General features: G+C 59.5%; 13 protein-coding genes. 7 read left to right on the forward strand and 6 right to left on the reverse strand.

The features are described 5' to 3' along the window. Window positions 1-294 precede the first annotated feature (294 nt). Genes AAIH70_RS05765 through AAIH70_RS05775 form a run of 3 tightly spaced genes read left to right on the forward strand, consistent with a single transcriptional unit; the run spans window position 295 to window position 1,772 of the window. Complete coding sequence (locus AAIH70_RS05765) at window positions 295-987, forward strand: GntR family transcriptional regulator (RefSeq protein WP_132271251.1); 693 nt, start codon at window positions 295-297, stop codon at window positions 985-987. Window positions 988-1,029: 42 nt separating this feature from the next. Then, complete coding sequence (locus tag AAIH70_RS05770) at window positions 1,030-1,275, forward strand: DUF982 domain-containing protein (protein WP_132272501.1); 246 nt, start codon at window positions 1,030-1,032, stop codon at window positions 1,273-1,275. Beyond that, a complete protein-coding gene (locus AAIH70_RS05775) occupies window positions 1,272-1,772 on the forward strand; it encodes a GNAT family N-acetyltransferase (protein WP_132271252.1) in 501 nt (166 codons plus the stop codon). Before AAIH70_RS05770 ends, AAIH70_RS05775 begins: the two co-directional genes overlap by 4 nt. Window positions 1,773-1,986: 214 nt before the next feature. Here the strand turns inward: AAIH70_RS05775 and AAIH70_RS05780 are convergent, their stop codons facing one another. Then, window positions 1,987-3,360: a sensor histidine kinase gene (locus tag AAIH70_RS05780; protein WP_245518971.1), complete on the reverse strand. Its 1,374-nt coding sequence runs from the start codon at window positions 3,358-3,360 to the stop codon at window positions 1,987-1,989. Then, window positions 3,338-4,015 (reverse strand): response regulator transcription factor, encoded by a 678-nt coding sequence (locus AAIH70_RS05785; protein ID WP_132271253.1) that lies wholly within the window; start codon window positions 4,013-4,015, stop codon window positions 3,338-3,340. Before AAIH70_RS05785 ends, AAIH70_RS05780 begins: the two co-directional genes overlap by 23 nt. 335 nt (window positions 4,016-4,350) lie before the next feature. On the opposite strand from AAIH70_RS05785, the gene mqo reads away from it, so the two are divergent. The 4 genes from mqo (at window position 4,351) to AAIH70_RS05805 (ending at window position 10,536) form a co-directional block, all read left to right on the forward strand. Continuing rightward, complete coding sequence (mqo, locus tag AAIH70_RS05790) at window positions 4,351-6,057, forward strand: malate dehydrogenase (quinone) (RefSeq protein WP_132271254.1); 1,707 nt, start codon at window positions 4,351-4,353, stop codon at window positions 6,055-6,057. A gap of 122 nt (window positions 6,058-6,179) precedes the next feature. Next, a complete protein-coding gene (locus tag AAIH70_RS05795; RefSeq protein ID WP_132271255.1) occupies window positions 6,180-7,058 on the forward strand; it encodes an MBL fold metallo-hydrolase in 879 nt (292 codons plus the stop codon). Window positions 7,059-7,315: 257 nt separating this feature from the next. After that, complete coding sequence (locus AAIH70_RS05800; RefSeq protein WP_132271256.1) at window positions 7,316-9,238, forward strand: methyl-accepting chemotaxis protein; 1,923 nt, start codon at window positions 7,316-7,318, stop codon at window positions 9,236-9,238. A 371-nt stretch (window positions 9,239-9,609) separates the two neighbouring features. Further along, window positions 9,610-10,536: a helix-turn-helix domain-containing protein gene (locus AAIH70_RS05805; protein ID WP_245518972.1), complete on the forward strand. Its 927-nt coding sequence runs from the start codon at window positions 9,610-9,612 to the stop codon at window positions 10,534-10,536. Between the two features lie 186 nt (window positions 10,537-10,722). On the opposite strand, the gene AAIH70_RS05810 is transcribed toward AAIH70_RS05805, so the two are convergent. The 4 genes from AAIH70_RS05810 to cyoB all read right to left on the reverse strand — a co-directional run bounded on the left by AAIH70_RS05810 (window position 10,723) and on the right by cyoB (window position 14,598). Further along, window positions 10,723-11,484 (reverse strand): SURF1 family protein, encoded by a 762-nt coding sequence (locus AAIH70_RS05810; RefSeq protein WP_132271257.1) that lies wholly within the window; start codon window positions 11,482-11,484, stop codon window positions 10,723-10,725. Window positions 11,485-11,570: 86 nt separating this feature from the next. Further along, window positions 11,571-11,975, reverse strand: a complete 405-nt coding sequence (gene cyoD, locus AAIH70_RS05815; RefSeq protein ID WP_132271258.1) for a cytochrome o ubiquinol oxidase subunit IV — start codon at window positions 11,973-11,975, stop codon at window positions 11,571-11,573. Then, window positions 11,972-12,592: a cytochrome o ubiquinol oxidase subunit III gene (gene cyoC / locus AAIH70_RS05820; RefSeq protein ID WP_132271259.1), complete on the reverse strand. Its 621-nt coding sequence runs from the start codon at window positions 12,590-12,592 to the stop codon at window positions 11,972-11,974. The genes cyoD and cyoC overlap by 4 nt, the downstream gene beginning before the upstream one ends. A gap of 2 nt (window positions 12,593-12,594) precedes the next feature. Continuing rightward, the gene (gene cyoB / locus AAIH70_RS05825; RefSeq protein WP_132271260.1) at window positions 12,595-14,598 is read right to left on the reverse strand and encodes a cytochrome o ubiquinol oxidase subunit I; all 2,004 of its coding nucleotides are present in this window, start codon (window positions 14,596-14,598) and stop codon (window positions 12,595-12,597) included. Window positions 14,599-14,603 lie beyond the last annotated feature (5 nt).

Genomic DNA, 14,603 nt, shown 5'->3' on the forward strand with positions numbered 1-14,603 from the left:
GTGAAAGGTCCGCGCCTTTTCCGGCTTGGCCCGCTTCGAGGGGCCGTCTAACAATGATCTGGAAGGTGAATGGCGGGCGCCTGCTAGGGCGCGTGGGCGGTCGTGACTGGCGTGTTGACGCCGCATATCAGCAGTCGCATGGTTCCTCCTCCACGGTGCGGACGCGGATGAAGATCCGGCCCGGTTCTCGCCTCTCCCAAAGCGAATAACGGCATTGAAGCACTAAAACATCAGTGCATCAACCCGAAAACTGTGTTTTAATGCAAGTGACTAGAGAAAGGGTGGATCGACAGCATGAGTGGAATGGTGAGGGGCGGGCAGTTGGATCGGTCGCGGCAGGTGGCCTTGCAGGTGCATGAAATCCTGCGGGAGCGCATCCTGAAAGTGGAATTGGTGCCCGGCACGGTCCTGTCGCGCTCCAGCCTGCAAATGGAATTCGGGGTCAGCCAGACGCCGGTGCGTGATGCGCTGATGCGGCTGCAGGAGGAGGGCATGGTCGATGTCTATCCGCAATATGCCACCGTGGTCGCCAAGATCGATATCGGCCATGCGCGCCAGGCGCAGTTCTTGCGGCTGTCGATCGAACTGGAGGCGGTGCGGCGACTGACGGAGGATCGCCCGGAGGCAACGGCGGCGGAACTTTCCGAAATCCTGTTGCGCCAGCGGGCCGTGGCGACGCCGGAAACCTATGACCGGTTCGACGAGATCGACCGCGAATTCCACCGGCATCTTTTTGAGCGCATGGGCATCGAGCAGCTATGGGCGAATGTGCGGCGCCAGAGCGTGCATCTCGACCGTTTGCGGCGGCTGAACCTGCCGATGCCGGGCAAGATGCAGACGGTGCTTTCCGATCACGAGGCGATCGTCGAAGGCGTTCGCTCCGGCAAGGCCGATGTGGCGACGGCGGCGCTTCGAAAACACCTGTCCGGCACGCTGTCGATCATCGATGTGATCAGCGCCGAGTTTCCCGATTACATTCTCCGCTGAAAGGCTCTAAGAGGGGCGACTTTCAGAACGGGACTTGAGATGATGCAGAAACCCTGGAGCAAACCGGTCGTGGTAATGATCGGCGAACCGCCGGTCGAAACGTCGATCGACACGACACAGGCGGCCTCCTGGGCGATGATCGAGGACTGGCCGATCGAGGACGAACCGGCGTTGGACAAGGCGCTTTTGATCTTTGCCGATGTCTCCAAGGGCAAGCGCCCGGACGAGGACGCGCGTCAGGCCTTTGTCGCCGCCGCCGTCGAGGCCGGCATTCTGGTCGGCAAATGACGCCCGAACCGCTGTTTCGCGATGCCGTGCCGGCGGATGCGGCGCGCTGTTACGAGATCGAGATTTCCGCTTACGAGGGCGACGAGGCGGCGACGCTGGACAAGATCGCGTTGCGGATCGGTGAATATCCGCAAGGGTTTCTGGTGCTGGAGCTCGGTGGCCGCATCGTCGGTTTCATCAATAGCGGCGGCGCGGACAACGTCGTGATGGCGGATGAGGCGTTCAAGGAACTGGTCGGGCACGATCCGGATGCGGAAAATGTGGTGATCATGTCGGTGGTGGTAGATCCGGCTTTTCAGGGGCAGGGATATTCGACGCTGCTGATGCGGGAGTTCATCGCGCGCATGCGGGCGATGGGCAAGAAGACCATTCATCTGATGTGCCGTGACAGCCATGTCGGGCTCTATGAAAAATTCGGCTATCGTTATGTGAAGCCATCGGAGTCGGACCATGGCGGCTTGGCCTGGCATGAGATGGTGATGGAGTTTTCGCGGTAGAATTGAAGTGGGAATATCAAGGGTGCGCCCATCCGATCTCCCCCCATGTGGGGGAGATGCCCGGCAGGGCAGAGGGGGATAATCCTGGCGCAAATACCGCTTTTCTGTCATATGCCGCGCCGTCGCATACCCCCCTCTGTCACCTTTCGGTGACATCTCCCCCACATGGGGGGAGATCGAAGGGAGCGCAGAGAAAACTCATCCGTTTCCGCGCTCAACCCCCATCCTGCGGCACCACGATCCCCGCGACAAATCCTCCGCCCGACTTAATCTCGAAACGAAAACCGTGCAGCTTGACGATTGCCGCCACCAGCGTCAGGCCGAGGCCAAGTCCCTTGGTGTGGCGGCTGCGGTCTGAGCGGTAGAAACGCTGGGCCAGCAGTTCACGTTCGTTTTCGGCAATGCCCGGCCCGGTGTCGCGCACGCGGATGACCGTGTGGCCGCCTTCTGATGCCAATGCGACATCGATCCGGCCGCCTTCCGGCGTGTATTTCACGGCATTGTCGACGAGATTGGCGATGGCCTCGAACAGCAGGTCGCGGTCACCCTGGACGCTGGCTTGAATATCGGTGTGAACCGTCAGCGCCAGTTTTTTCTCCTCGGCAAACGGCTCGTAGAGTTCACCGACCTCGGTGATCAGTTCAGCGAGATCGACGCTGCCAAAGGCCTGGAAACGGCGGGTCTGTTCGATCTCGCGGATGCGCAGGAGTGCCGTGACGATCGAGATGGCGTGATCGACACCGGCCATGGCGCGGTCGGTTGCGGCCTGAAATTCCTCGGGAGTCGTGGCGCTGTGTTTTGCCCGTTCCAGCCCGATCCGCACGCGTGCAAGCGGTGTGCGAAGATCGTGGGCAATGTCGTCGCCGATTGCGGCGAGGTTTTCGACCAGCGTCTGGATCTCGTCGAGCATGCCGTTGACAATCTGCGCCAGCTTGTCGAGCGGGTCTTCGCTGTTGCGGGTCGGAAGCCGTCGGGCGAAATCGCCTGCAACGATCTCGGCGGCGCGCAACTGCATTTCGCGAATACGCCGCTGGGTTCGGGCGGCAAACAGCAGCGAGGCGGCAAGTCCGAGAAGAAAGGCCGGCAGCAGGCCAAAGATCAGGCCGCGCTCCACCACCAATGCGGTTTGTTCATTGTCCTTGGTGCTCCAGCCGACGACGAGGATCGTGCCATCGGAAAGCCGTCGGGCAAGCGCGCGCGACGGCTGGATCATTTTCCAGCCGGGGCCAAAACGGTGGATTTCGGCCTGGATGGGGGCCTGATCGACTTCGAGGCCCGCCGGCCAGCGCAGGATGTTGCCGGAAATGCGTTCACCTGTCGGCGCAAACAGGCCGGTCGGCTTGTAGCGGCGTGGATCCTGACGCAGCCGTTCTTCATATTGCGTCAGGTGCCCTTCTTTGGCCTGCGCAACCATCGAATCCGATTCCTGGATGATCAGTCCGTCCAGAAATGACACCAGTTCGCGGCTGGTGTTCACATAGGCGAAGATGAGGCTGGCCATGACCGCGACGGCGATCGCCACGAACAGTACGACCGTGTAGCGAAAGGTCGAGTTCCAGACCCAATCAATCAGGCGCGCGAAGGACAAATCCCTCTCCCCGGATATTGGAGATCATCGCTGCTTCACCCGAAGCATCGACCTTACGGCGCAGGCGGCCCATATGCACATCGACGAGATTGCTGTCGGGCACGAACTTGTATTTCCACACCTCTTCGAACAGCATGGCGCGGGTGAGCAGCTGTTCACAGTGGCGCATCATGTATTCGAGCAGCTTGTATTCGCGCGGCAGAAGCTCGATCTCGCGGCCGGCGCGATTGGCGCTGCGCTCGATCAGGTCGATTTCCAGCGGGCCGACGCGCAGCGTCTTGGCCGAGGTGTCGGCCGGCCGGCGCAAAAGTGCCTCGATGCGGGCAACAAGTTCAAGCACGGCAAACGGCTTGCTGAGATAGTCATCACCACCGGCGCGAAGACCTTTGACGCGGTCGTTGACGGCGCCAAGCGCACTCAGCACCAGAACCGGCGTGCGGATCTTTTCCCGGCGCAGCGTATCGATGACAGCAAGACCATCCATGCCCGGAAGCATGCGGTCGATGACCAGCACATCGGCATCGGCGGCGCGTGCCATCTCCAGTCCGGTCAGACCGTCGGCTGCCCAGTCCACCACGTACCCGGAGTCTCTCAGTTCGGCGCAGATATCCTGTGCGGTATCGGCATCATCCTCGATCAGAACGACCTTGGTCATGGCGTGTGCCTGGCTTCCATCTGTGGTGCCATCGAGGCCGTCCACTTCCATCGTCACGATGCGCCATAGAGCTTACGGCGGCGGTTACTCTTTAGCCGCGCGAAGCTGCGGGCGTTGATTGCGGGTGTTTACCGTCGATCAATGACAATTGAAATCCAATCCGGACCCGGCTTCTGCGTGAATTCTTAAATTCCAATTTAATGGCGTTTGTCAAATCGAAGGCGCAAACCCCGCGTGACCACTGCGCGACAAGACGTCGCGGGCGCAGATGTCACTGTCGTGACCTTCCTTGAAGGCCCTCCGTCAGGCAGTCCGAAACCAAACCGAGGTCTAGTATGCCTTCCAATAAGAACAATACCGACAATTCCACGTCCAGCAATCTGGTGCTCAGCCGCCGCCAGCTTCTCGGCTCGGCCGCCACGGGCGCCGCCGCGATCGGCGTCAGCACCGTGCCTTCCTGGGCACAGAGCCAAGCTTCCGACGGCACCGTCGATGTGCTGCTGATCGGTGGCGGCATCATGAGCGCGACGCTCGGCGTTTTGCTCTCGCAGCTCGAGCCGACCTGGAAGATCGAGATGATCGAGCGCCTCGACGACGTGGCGATGGAAAGCTCCAACGGCTGGAACAATGCCGGCACCGGCCACTCGGCACTCGCCGAACTCAACTATTCGCCGATGGATGCCAAGGGCAATGTCAACATTACCAAGGCGATCGAGATCAACGAGTGGTTCCAGATCACCCGCCAGTTCCTGTCGCACCAGATCGACATGGGCGTTCTGAAGAACCCGCGTTCGTTCATCAACTCCACCCCGCACATGAGCTTCGTCTGGGGTGACGCGAACACCGAATTCCTCGCCAAGCGCTATGAAGCGCTGAAGGCCAGCCCGCTGTTTGCCGGCATGGAGTTCTCGAACGACCATGCGCAGATCGCCAAGTGGGTTCCGCTGATGATGGAAGGCCGCGATCCGAACCAGAAGCTGGCCGTCACCTGGAGCCCGCTCGGCACCGACGTCAATTTTGGCGAGATCACCCGCCAGTACGTTGCGCATCTGAAGAGCCAGCAGCAGTTCGCGCTGCGCACTTCTTCGGAAGTCGAGGATATCGTCAAGAACGATGACGGCACCTGGAGCGTGACCTACTCCAACACCAAGACCGGTGACACCACCGTCGTGAAGGCAAAATTCGTCTTCCTCGGCGCCGGCGGCGGTGCTTTGCCGCTTCTGCAGATGTCCGGCATTCCGGAAGGTGACGCCTATGCCGGTTTCCCGGTCGGCGGCTCGTTCCTCGTCTGCGACAACCCGGAAATCGTCAACCAGCACCTCGCCAAGGCCTATGGCCAGGCAGAGACCGGCGCTCCGCCGATGTCGGTGCCGCATCTCGATACCCGCGTGTTCGATGGCAAGCGCCACATCCTGTTCGGACCGTTTGCTACTTTCTCGACCAAGTTCTTGAAGGAAGGTTCGCTGTTCGATCTGCCAGCCTCGGTCACGCTCGAAAACATCTGGCCGATGCTGACGGTCGGTACGCATGAGTTCAGCCTCGTGCAGTATCTCGCCGGCCAGCTGATGATGTCGGACGAAGACCGTCTCAACGCGCTGAAGGTCTACTTCCCGAATGCCAAGGCTGAGGACTGGCGCTACTGGCAGGCTGGCCAGCGCGTACAGATCATCAAGAACGATCCTGAAAAGGGCGGTCAGCTGAAACTCGGCACGGAAATCGTTGCATCCGAGGACGGCACGATCGCGGCTCTGCTTGGCGCTTCGCCGGGAGCTTCCACCGCTGCCCCGATCATGCTCGACGTCCTGAAGAAGGTGTTTGGTGAAAAGCTGAAGACGCCGGAATGGCAGGAACGCGTTCATGCTATCGTTCCGAGCTACGGCAAGAAGCTGAACGAAAACCCGGACATGCTGGCCAAGGAATGGGCCGCTACCGAAGAGCGCCTGCAGCTTGCCATCGCATCGCCGGCCATGGACCCGGCCGCTTACAGCAAGCCGGCGACACCTGCCGGTGAAGTGAAGATGGCTCCGGGCCTCGCCCTCTAAGAACCGTCCCGAATTTATGTGAAAGGCCCCGCTCGTCGGGGCCTTTTGCGTTTGGCACCCACAGGGTTTCGATCTTCCGGCCAATCGGTTAGGGATATCGCTGAAAGCAGGAAAGGTATCGTATGACGGTTTTGGCGCATCCGCTGGTCAAGGGTTTTTACGACGAGCGCACCGGCAGCATCCAGTATGTGGTGGCGGACCCGAAGACGCGGGCCTGTGCGATCATCGATCCGGTGCTGGATTACGACGAGAAGTCGGGATCGACCGCCACCCGTCATGCCGACGCGATCCTTGCCTATATCGAAGCGGAAAAGCTTTCGCTTGAATGGATCCTCGATACCCATCCGCATGCAGACCATTTTTCGGCTGCGACCTACCTGAAAGAAAAGACCGGTGTGCCGACTGCGATCGGTGCCGAGGTGGTGAAGGTGCAGGCGCTGTGGCGCAAGCTTTATAACCTGCCGGAACTCGCCTGTGATGGTTCGCAATGGGACCGGCTGTTTGCCGATGGCGAGCGTTTTGCGATCGGCGAGATGGCGGTGCAGGTGATGCATTCGCCCGGCCATACGCTGGCATCGATCACCTATGTGATCGGTGATGCCGCCTTCATTCACGATACGCTGTTCATGCCCGATAGCGGTTCTGCCCGCGCCGATTTTCCGGGTGGCAGTGCCGAGACGCTTTGGGCCTCGATCGAAAAGATCCTTGCCCTGCCGAATGACACGCGCCTGTTCACCGGTCACGATTACTGTCCCGACGGCCGCGAACCGCTGTGGGAAAGCACGGTTGCCGAACAGAAGGCGAAGAACATTCATCTGCGAGGCGATGGTGCGGATTTCATCGCAGCCCGAAAGGCGCGTGATGCGTCACTGCCATTCCCGAAACTGCTGTTGCATGCGCTGCAGGTCAATCTCAATGCCGGTGCGCTTCCGGCCGAGGAAGATGATGGCCGGCGTTACCTGAAAATTCCGCTGAATGCATTTCCGGATGTGAGCTGGTGACGGCGCGGAATACACGTAATGAGTGCCTTTCTCTGGCGTTGCGCCGCTTATGGTATATTGTTTCGTAGAAAATCATCAGTAATGCAACAAATTTGATTTGATTAAAGTCTGGTTTAATCACCGATTAATCATCTTCGTTCTAGCGTCCGATCGAGCCGATGAGCGGCTTGTTCCAGCGCGATGTCAGCCTCCCCAATTTCCTTCACCCAGTGAGTTTCCGCGACGCGTCACGGAACTCGCCCGCCTCGTGGTGTGCCATGTCTTTTCTGTCTCATGCGAAAATTCGCACGAAAATACTGTCTCTTATTCTGCCGATCTGTGCGGTCGGCATCGCCGGCATCGGCATCATGTCTTACAGCTACAACAACTCCGACGACCGCTATTATTCCTTCATTTCTGAAGACAGCGTGGCGGCGACGGATGTGTCGCGCGCCGCATCCTCGGTCAATTCGATGGCATACAGCGCTTACCAGTTGATGGTGTATGACGCGTCTTCGGAGTTTCGCGAATACGCCGCCAAGAACTACGAAAGCGGCAAGGGCGCCATCTTTGCGCGCTTTGCCAATGCCAAAAAACTGATCCCCGAGCAGACTGCGACGCTTGGAGCATTTGAAGATCGCGCTCGCGTCATCACGACGGAGACCGACAAGGCCGTTGCCCTGATCAAGGATGGAAAGCTTTCCGACGCCAAGGTCATTCTGGCCAGCGTCGACCCGTCGATCGGCAAGCTGCGCGATGATCTGCGCGACTGGAACGTTGCCAATGCCAAGGCCGTCATCGCCGAAGCTGATGCCATCACCACGTCGGTGACCAAGCTGATCATCACCTCGCTGGTCAGCCTGGGCCTGATCTTTGCCGCCAGCATCGTCGCGGCACTGTTCGTTGCCTCGCGCGGTATCTCCAGCCCTATCGACCGTCTGCGGGCGCGGATGATTTCACTTGCCGGTGGCGAGACCGTTTCCGAGGTTCCCGGCATGGAGCGCAAGGACGAAGTCGGTCAGATGGCGCAAGCTGTCGCGGTTTTCCGCAGCAATGCCATCGAGCGCATCAACCTTGAGAAGGAAGCTGCCGCCAACCGCAGCCTGTCCGAACAGGAACGCATCGATCGCGAAGCCGCAAAAGCCCGCGAAGCTGCGGACGTGAAGTTCGCCGTCGACAATCTGGCAGCCGGCCTGTCGCAGCTTTCGGATGGCAATGTCGCCTACCGCATCGAGCACGGTTTTGCCGTCTCGCTGGATGGCGTACGCACCGATTTCAATGCGTCTGCCGCCAAGCTGCAGGATGCACTGAAGAGCGTTGCCAACAATGCCCGCGGCATCGATGCCGGTGCCAACGAGATCAAGGCTGCGGCCGACGATCTGGCCAAGCGTACCGAACAGCAGGCCGCCGCCGTGGAAGAAACCGCCGCCGCGCTGGAAGAGATCACCACCACGGTGAAGGACAGCACCAAGCGTGCACAGGAGGCAGGTGCATTGGTTTCCCGTACCCGTCAGGAAGCCGAGCATTCCGGCGAAGTCGTGCGCCGTGCCGTTATCGCCATGGAGAAGATCGAAAAGTCTTCGGGCGAAATCGGCAACATCATCGGTGTCATCGACGACATCGCCTTCCAGACCAATCTTCTGGCGCTGAACGCAGGTGTCGAAGCTGCCCGTGCTGGCGAAGCCGGCAAGGGATTTGCCGTGGTCGCACAGGAAGTGCGCGAACTGGCGCAGCGTTCGGCCAACGCTGCCAAGGAAATCAAGACCCTGATCAACGCGTCGAACCAGCAGGTTCAGGAAGGTGTCGATCTGGTCGGTGATACCGGCCGGGCGCTGGAAAAGATCGTGGTCGAGGTGCAGGAGATCAACCGTCACGTGGCGGCGATCGTCGAAAGCGCGCAGGAACAGTCCACCGGTCTTCAGCAGATCAACACCGCCGTCAATTCCATGGATCAGGAAACCCAGAAGAATGCGGCGATGGTGGAAGAACAGACGGCCGCAAGCCATGGCCTTGCCCGTGAGGTTGCATCGCTGAGCGAGTTGCTTTCCCAGTTCAAGCTGGGTGAGGCACAGCTGGCCCGCGTTGCCCGCCGCGAAGACGCACCGGTTGCCTCGCCGGCCCGGTCGATGGTGCGCAAGGTCGCCAACGCCTTCAACGGCAATGCCGCCGTTGCCGTCGAGCAGAACTGGACCGAGTTCTGATCTCGTCCCCGGCCTGACGGAAACGGGCCGCCTTGAAGACATTATGATTGAGACAGAGGGGAGCGCCGCAATGCGGTTCTCCCCTTTTTGTCATGCCTGCGGTTTTGCGCGGACAGACTTCGGCCGATGCACAATTGGCAGATCGCATTCGTCAAGTCGGCAAAAATATGTTACTTAAACGGAATTGCCGATTGTCATGCGGCCGGTGGACGCTTAACCAGAAATCACCTGCCAAATGTCAGGCTCGTGATGCCAAGATTTTATATATACACTTATTGATTGCTTTTTATTGATGGTTGCGCGGTTGTGGGCTCTACATTATGCTCGCTTTGTTCCGTTGATCTGTTGGCCGTGTACTCAAGGGATTTCCTGTGAAGTCATTGGAAACATTCGCTCATGAAAAAGGGGAGGTCGGCCGCTATTTCGGTATCGCCGGTGCACCCTGTCTGACGACTGTTCCCGTAAAAAGTGCGTCTCTTACCGTGACGCGGTTGAGAAGAGAAGTTTCGGGCAGTGTGCCGGTTCCCGTGCGGTTACCGGCCGAAAATGCCTATTTCCTCATGCTCTATCTGAGCGATGTCAGTCACTGCGATATCCGTCTGGATGGTTCGCTTACCAAGGCAAAGCTATACCCGCGAGGCTCCGTCTGCCTGGTCGATCTCAAGGAGGGCGCCTCGATCATGCTGCTCTCCCGGCTGGACTCGCTGGCATTCGTTATTCCATACGACCTCTTCGATGAAATGGGTGACCTCCTGAGCGATCTGACGGCCTGCGGTCTGCATTGCCGGCGTGGTGAAGTCGATGCAATGATCGGATATGTGGGGCAAGCATTGCTGCCGCTGTTCGAACGGCCGGATCTGGCTGCGGCGGCGACGCTCAGGCATATGGCCATCGCGCTATGCACCCATCTTCTGCATGATTACGGCCATCTGTCGGGTATGGAGGCGGCGTGCCGCAAACCACCCAGCCTGTTGTCGGATGCGCAACTGAAGGCTGCGAAGGATTTCGTGCTGGAGAACCTGCAGAAGAACCTTTCGATTTCGCTGATTGCCGCCGCCGCCGGTGTTTCGCCCCGGCATCTGTCGGCCGGCTTTCGCGAGGCGACTGGTTACACACCGCATCAATGGCTGATGCATGTCAGGATCGCTCGCGCCAAGGACCTGCTCAGCCAGAGGTCGCTCAGTCTGCAGACGATCGCGCATCGCTGCGGTTTCTCCGACCATAGCCACCTTTCCCGCGCTTTCCTGCGTGAAACCGGGATGTCGCCCGGCGCCTGGCGTGGCTACAGGCTTCAGTGAGCGTTCTGTTGCGGGCGTTTATGAGAGACGTCTTGAAAATGAGATGCCGCATGCGCATCTAAGGCCTACCACCCGTTTCGATAGTTTTCTGCGAGCCCCCTGCGCGTCATGCGTCCAGCGATCGCTTTCGAAACTGTCCGGGTAGGCAAGGGCGCTCCCCGAAAGGGTCGAGCGCCCTTTGTCGTTTCAGGCTTTCGTCTTCTTACGCATGAATGGCCAATGGCCACGCAGCACATAGAAGGCTGCTGCTGCCGACATGATCGCCAGAGCGAACCATGTGAAGATGTAGGAGGCATGGTTGTTGGGGAATTTGATCACCGTCAGTCCACCGACCGGCGCTTGCGGCAGTGCGGGATTTGCCTCTGCATCGATAAAATAGGGTGCAGCCGGAGAAACGCCCTTGGCGGCCGTGATGGCAGCCACATCGCGGGAGTACCAGCGGTCATTGGCGGAATCGTTCTCGCGCAGAAAGCCGCCGCCCGGTTCGCTGATGCGCAACAGGCCGGTGACTTCTGTCTGGCCTTCCACCTGTCCTTCGGCGCGCTTTGAGACGTCACGACGATCGGCGGGAATGAAACCGCGGTTGATCAGGATATGCGAACCGTCGGCGGTGGCGAGCGGTGTTACCACCCAGAAGCCGGGGCCAAGCGCGGTGACGGCCTGAACGAAGCTTTCCTTGTCGTTGAGATAGGTGCCCGAGACGCGAACATGCTTGTATTCGTCGTTTGCGGCAGTCACGCTTTCGGATGCCGGGGGAGGGGCGACCGGTTCGGCGTGGATGCGGGCATCGACGCGGGCGATGAGATCGAGTTTCCAGAACAGTCGCTGCACCTGCCAGGCGCCGAGCGCGGTAGTTGCGGCGGTCACGACCAGCATCGCCACGAACAGGATGATGCGGCCCTTGCCGGCCGGCCTGGAGCTTTCGGATGTATTTTCGGAGGAGGACATGGGCAGTTGTGCCGTCAAACTTTGGCGGCATGTGCCGCAGCATCAAAAGAAAAGGGCGGCCGAAGCCGCCCTTGAAGAACCACCCGTCAGGGCAGGTTTCGCATCATTTCCGGCGACATGGCCGGCATCATGTTGGTGTTCAGGTGGTACATGACCCACAGCGAACCGGCGAGCGCAATGGCGACGATGACGATCGTGAAGATCAGGGCCATCATCGTCCAGCCGCCTTCCGACTTGGTGTTCATGTGCAGGAAGTACACCATGTGAACAACGATCTGGATGGCGCCGAGGATCATGATCGCAGCGACCAGAGCGGCCTTGCTTTCAATCACTTCGCCCATCACCAGCCAGAACGGGATCGCCGTCAGGATGACCGACAGGACAAAGCCGATCACGTAGCTTTTCAGCGAACCGTGGCTGGCCTCGTGACCATGGCTGTGGGCGTGATGCGCATCGTGTGCATCTTCGTGCGAAGGGGCGTTAGAGCTCATCCGACTACTCCCATGAGATAGACAACAGAGAACACGCCGATCCAGACGACGTCGAGGAAGTGCCAGAACATCGACAGGCACATCAGGCGACGACGGTTTTCCGGGATCAGACCGCGCTTGGAGACCTGCACCATCAGCGTGATCAGCCAGATGATGCCGAAAGTGACGTGCAGACCGTGGGTGCCGACCAGCGTGAAGAAGGCCGACAGGAAGGCCGAACGCTGCGGCGTCGCACCCTCGTGGATCAGGTGGTAGAACTCATAGAGTTCCAGACCCAGAAACGCGAGGCCGAACAGACCGGTAATACCGAGCCAGAACAGGGTTTCCTGCTTGGCGCCGCGCTCCATCTGCAGCATCGCGAAACCGTAGGTGATCGACGAGAACAGCAGCATCGCGGTGTTGATGGCGACGAGCTTCAGGTCGAACAGGTCGGCCGGCGAAGGGCCGGCCGCATAGTTGCGGCCGAGCACGGCGTAGGTGGCGAACAGCACTGCAAAGATCAGGCAGTCGCTCATCAGGTAGAGCCAGAAACCCAGATTGGTGGAATTTTCCGGGTGGTGGTCTTCCGTCAGGTAGAATTCCGGCTTTTCGGCCGTCTGTGTGTTGATCTCACTCATGTTCAGGACACCTGCTTTGCAAGCAATTCAGTGCGCTTGCCTTCCGTCGCGATGACTTCTTCCACGGGGATGTAGAAATCGCGATCATAGTTGAAGGTATGGGCGATCGAGACTGCGATGATGCCGACGAAGGCAACGATGGCGAGCCACCAGATGTACCAGATCAGGGCGAACGCCAGGACGACGCTGAGACCGCTGAGGATGGCACCCGTGCCGGTGTTCTTCGGCATGTGGATCTTGCGGAAGCCTTCGGTCGGGCGAACGTAACCGCGCGCCTTCATGTCATCCCAGCTGTCGTGGTCATAGACGATCGGGGTGAGCGCGAAGTTGTAGTCCGGCGGCGGCGAAGACGTTGCCCATTCCAGAGTACGGCCGTTCCACGGGTCGCCGGTGACGTCCTTCAGCTGTTCGCGCTTGAAGTAGCTGACGACGAGCTGGATGACGAAGGAGGCGATGCCGAGAGCGATCATACCGGCGCCACAGGCAGCGATGATGAACCAGATCTGCAGGGACGGATCTTCGAATTGGCTGACGCGGCGGGTGATGCCCATCAGGCCGAGAACGTAGAGCGGCATGAAGGCGAAGAAGAAGCCGATCTGCCAGAACCAGAAGGACATCTTGCCCCAGAAAGGATCGAGCTTGTAGCCGAAAGCCTTCGGGAACCAGTAGGTGACGCCCGCCATCAGGCCGAACAGCACCCCGCCGATGATGACGTTGTGGAAGTGGGCGATGAGGAAGAGCGAGTTGTGGAGCACGAAGTCGGCCGGCGGAATTGCCAGCATGACGCCGGTCATACCACCGATGACGAAGGTGACCATGAAGCCGACCGTCCAGTACATCGGAACTTCGTAACGGATACGGCCGCGGTACATCGTGAACAGCCAGTTGAACATCTTCGCGCCCGTCGGGATCGAGATGATCATCGTGGTGATGCCGAAGAAGGCGTTGACCGATGCGCCCGAACCCATGGTGAAGAAGTGGTGCAGCCATACGAGGTAGGACAGAACCATGATCACACAGGTTGCGTAGACCATCGAGGCATAACCGAACAGGCGCTTGCCGGAGAAGGTCGCAACGACTTCGGAGAAGATACCGAAGGCCGGCAGGACGAGGATGTAGACTTCCGGGTGGCCCCAGATCCAGATCAGGTTCACGTACATCATCGGGTTACCGCCGAGGTCGTTCGTGAAGAAGTTGGTGCCGACGTAACGGTCGAGCGACAAGAGCACGAGGGTTGCGGTCAGGATCGGGAAGGTGGCGACGATCAGGATGTTGGTGCAGAGCGAGGTCCAGGTGAAGACAGGCATCTTCATGAAGCCCATGCCCGGAGCGCGCATCTTGACGATGGTGGCGATCAGGTTGATGCCGGAAAGCGTCGTGCCCACACCGGCGACCTGAAGGCCCCAGATGTAATAGTCGACACCGACGCCCGGGCTGTAATCCGCGCCCGAAAGCGGCGGATAGGCCAGCCAGCCGGTGCGTGCGAATTCACCGACGAACAGCGAGATCATGATGATGATTGCGCCGGCCGTGGTCATCCAGAACGAAAAGTTGTTCAGGAAGGGGAAGGACACGTCGCGTGCGCCGATCTGCAACGGCACGACATAGTTCATGAAGCCGGTGACGAACGGCATGGCCACGAAGAAGATCATGATCACGCCGTGGGCGGTGAAGATCTGGTCGTAGTGGTGAGAGTTGAGATAACCCTCGTTGCCGTTGAAGGCGATGGCCTGCTGGATACGCATCATCACCGCATCCGCGAAGCCGCGGAACAGCATGATGATGGCGAGGATGATGTACATGATGCCGATCTTCTTGTGATCGACGCTGGTGACCCAGTCCCGCCACAGCGGAACCCACCATTTCATGTAGGTAATGAGGCCGACGACCGCGATGCCGCCAAGGGCAACCGCGAAGAAAGTCATGATGACAATTGGTTCATGGGGGATGGCATCAAGTGTCAGCCGCCCAAAAATCCATTTGGCAAGGTCAGGATTGGAGAACATGGAGT

This window comes from Neorhizobium sp. BT27B, from assembly GCF_050455485.1.
GTDB lineage: Bacteria > Pseudomonadota > Alphaproteobacteria > Rhizobiales > Rhizobiaceae > Neorhizobium.